The organism is Streptomyces sp. NPDC048258 (assembly GCF_043201995.1).
Lineage (GTDB): Bacteria > Actinomycetota > Actinomycetes > Streptomycetales > Streptomycetaceae > Streptomyces.
The window spans coordinates 1-3,144 of record NZ_JBICZH010000067.1; the positions used below are offsets into that span (position 1 = coordinate 1).

Annotated in this window: 4 protein-coding genes; 1 reads left to right on the forward strand and 3 read right to left on the reverse strand. The window is 71.7% G+C overall.

Annotated features, from left to right (window positions below):
• Positions 1–312 precede the first annotated feature (312 nt).
• Positions 313–1,320: a stage II sporulation protein M gene (locus ACGFYQ_RS42145; RefSeq protein ID WP_393752663.1), complete on the reverse strand. Its 1,008-nt coding sequence runs from the start codon at positions 1,318–1,320 to the stop codon at positions 313–315.
• A 111-nt stretch (positions 1,321–1,431) separates the two neighbouring features.
• Here ACGFYQ_RS42145 and ACGFYQ_RS42150 point away from each other — a divergent pair, with 111 nt between their 5' ends.
• Positions 1,432–2,343: an RDD family protein gene (locus ACGFYQ_RS42150; protein WP_393752665.1), complete on the forward strand. Its 912-nt coding sequence runs from the start codon at positions 1,432–1,434 to the stop codon at positions 2,341–2,343.
• An 11-nt stretch (positions 2,344–2,354) separates the two neighbouring features.
• On the opposite strand, the gene ACGFYQ_RS42155 is transcribed toward ACGFYQ_RS42150, so the two are convergent.
• Positions 2,355–2,972 (reverse strand): hypothetical protein, encoded by a 618-nt coding sequence (locus ACGFYQ_RS42155; RefSeq protein WP_393752667.1) that lies wholly within the window; start codon positions 2,970–2,972, stop codon positions 2,355–2,357.
• A 77-nt stretch (positions 2,973–3,049) separates the two neighbouring features.
• On the reverse strand, positions 3,050–3,144 hold a 95-nt coding region (locus ACGFYQ_RS42160; protein WP_362402195.1), incomplete at its 5' end, for an adenosylhomocysteinase.

The window sequence follows — 3,144 nt, forward strand, 5'->3', positions numbered from 1 at the left end:
GACTCTATCAGACTCTTTCGGGCCCGACTTCCTCGGTGCTTTCCAGGTCCTGCGCTTTCACGCTTTCCCTTTCCGGCGATTCCGACTCTATCAGAAGTTTTCCACCGGATTTCCCGGCTTCAAATTTCTGAATGAAGAGACGGCTGTGCCCACTGGGAATTCATTTCCTGTGGGTGAGGTCCATTGTAAACCCTCGCCATCGAACTTGTCCAGTCCGAGGCAACCGTTCGAATCTACCTCCCCGGTCCGGCTGTGTCAACAGCCCTTCCGGGACGACGAGGAGACTAGCAGCTCAGCAGGCCTGTACGCACATCAGGCCGCGGTGGGGAGCGTCGCCGTGCGGTCGGCGGCCTCCACGTCGCCCATCTCTCCGGCGCGGGAGGCCCTGCCGCCCAGGGCGTAGACGTAGAGCAGGAAGACGGCTTCGGCGACGACGCCGATGGTGATGCGGGCCCAGGTGGGGAGGCCCGACGGGGTCACGAAGCCTTCGATCAGGCCTGACACGAAGAGGACCACCGCGAGGCCGATGGCCATGCCGAGGGCGGCGCGGCCCTGTTCGGCGAGGGCAGCGCGGCGGGTGCGGGGGCCCGGGTCGACGACCGACCAGCCCAGGCGCAGGCCCGTGCCCGCGGCGACGAAGACCGCCGTCAGTTCGAGCAGGCCGTGCGGGAGGATCAGGCCGAGGAAGACGTCGAGGCGGCCGGCGGAGGCCATGAGGCCGATCCCGACGCCGAGGTTGAGCATGTTCAGGAAGAGGATCCAGAGCACCGGGATCCCCAGGAACGCGCCCAGCACCAGGCAGACCGCGGCCGCCTGGGCATTGTTCGTCCACACCTGGGCGGCGAAGGAGCTCGCGGGGTGGCTGGAGTAGTACGTCTCGTACTCGCCGCCCGGCTTCGTGAGGGCCTTGAGGTCCTCGGGGGCCGCGATGGCGCCCTGGACCTCGGGGTGCGTGGCGATCCACCAGCCGATGAGCACGCCGATCGCCGTGGAGAGCAGGGCGGTCGGTATCCACCAGCGCCGGCTGCGGTAGACCGCGGCCGGGAAGCCCACGGTGAAGAAGAGGACCGCGTCGCGCCAGCCGGCGCGACGGGTGCCCGTCACTGTGGCCCGGGCCCGCGCGACCAGCTGCGTCAGCCGGCCGGTGAGCATGGGGTCGGGGGCGCTGGACTGCACGAGGGAGAGATGGGTGGAGGTGCGCTGGTAGAGGGCGACGAGCTCGTCGGCCTCGGCGCCGGTGAGCTTGCGGCCGCGGCCCAGGAGCTGCTCCAGGCGGTCCCATTCCGCGCGGTGTGCCGTCACGAAGACGTCGAGATCCATCCGGTTGCCGCTCCCCTGCCCCAGTGCCCCTGCTTCGGCCTATTCCTCGTGTGGTCAGCTTGGCAGACTGAATGATGTCGGGGCGGGGCAGGTCGGGTGAAAGGTGCTGTGGTGAGCGATCTGGTGACGGGGGACGCGGTCGTCCTGGGGTTGAGGCCGGCGAGGGTGCCGAGCCGGGCGCTGGCGATCGTGCTCGACCTGACCGTGTACATCGCCGGGTACGTGATCCTCTCGATCGGGCTGACCTTCGCGACCGCCTCGCTCGATGACGCGGCGCAGGCGGCCGTGGGTGTGGCGAGTTTCGTGCTGCTGCTGGTCGGCGTACCGATCGCGGTGGAGACGCTCAGTCACGGGCGGTCGCTGGGCAAGCTCGCGTGCGGGCTGCGGGTGGTGCGGGACGACGGCGGGCCGATCCGGTTCCGGCACGCGCTGGTGCGCGGGGCCATGGGGGTCGTCGAGCTGATCATCACGTTCGGGGCGGTGGCGTGCATCGCCTCGCTGGTGTCCGCGCGCGGGCGGCGGCTCGGTGATGTCTTCGCGGGAACTCTGGTGATCCGGGAGCGGGTGCCGGGAGCGCGGGTGATGCCGGTGCCTCCGCCGCCGCCGTGGCTGGCCGGCCGGTTCTCCGGGCTGGACCTGTCGGCGGTGCCGGACGGACTGTGGCTGGCGATACGCCAGTACCTGACGCGGATGAACCAGCTGGATCCGCAGGTGGGCGCGGCGATGGCGGCGCGGCTCGCGGACGATCTGGTGTCCCGTACGGGGGCTCCGCCGCCGGTCGGGGTGCCGGCCGCCGCGTTCCTGATGGCCGTGGTGCACGAGCGGCAGTCACGGGACGCGGCCCGGGCCTTCGCCCCCGTTCCCGCGCGTGTTCCCGCTCATGCTTCCGGGCCCGGGGCCGTCCCGGTGCCGGCAGCTGTACCCGTCCCTGTGCCGAGCCCGTACGTCACACCCGCGCCGGCCGCCGCGCCCGTCGCGCCCGCGGTGCCGCCGCGCGCCGGCGGGTTCGCGCCGCCCGCCTGAGGTCCTGAGGGCTACTCATCGAAGGTCGAGGGCGGGGTCTCCAGGTGCTCCAGTTCGATGCCCGGGGCGGACAGGACCACGTCGCCGGCGATGTGGACCGTGTGGACTTCGCCCGTGTCCAGTGCGCTGACCTGGTACTCGTCCAGCAGGAGCGGGCCGCTGTCGGTGGGGTGCTCCTCGCGGCGCAGCAGGGCCCAGGCCTGGTCGACCGTACGCGGGGCCAGTACCGGGTCGGTGAGGGCGAGGAGCCGGACCCGGGTGGCGGGGGCGCCGGGGGTCAGGCGCAGCAGGCGGGCCGTCGCGATGAGGAAGGCCGGTGAGGTTCCGGTGAAGCCGGGGGCGTGGACGTTGCCCTCGGTGGCCTCGGCGCCGGTGGGGTCGGTACGGACCCAGGTGACGCCGTCGATGGCGGCTCCGCGGACCTGCCAGCTGGAGGCGTTCACTTCAAGGCGGATGGGGCGGCCCAGTTCGTCGACGGCCAGGTCGACGGAGCCCCGGTGGTCGCCGTTCGGGGCCGTCAGCTGGGAGACGTAGCGCCAGCCGGAGGGGCCGGGGGCGCAGTGGAAGTGCTCCTCGCCGAGGGGGGTGTGGTCGTGCGGGTCGTGGAGGGAGTAGCGGCCGCGTGGCATGACGATCCTTGGGTACGGGGCAGGCCCCCGGCGGAGGTGCCGGGGGCCTGCCTGAGGTGCTGCGGATCCGCGGGAGATCAGTAGCGGTAGTGGTCCGGCTTGTACGGGCCCTCGACGGGGACGCCGATGTAGTCGGCCTGCTCCGGGCGGAGCGTGGTCAGCCTGACGCCGA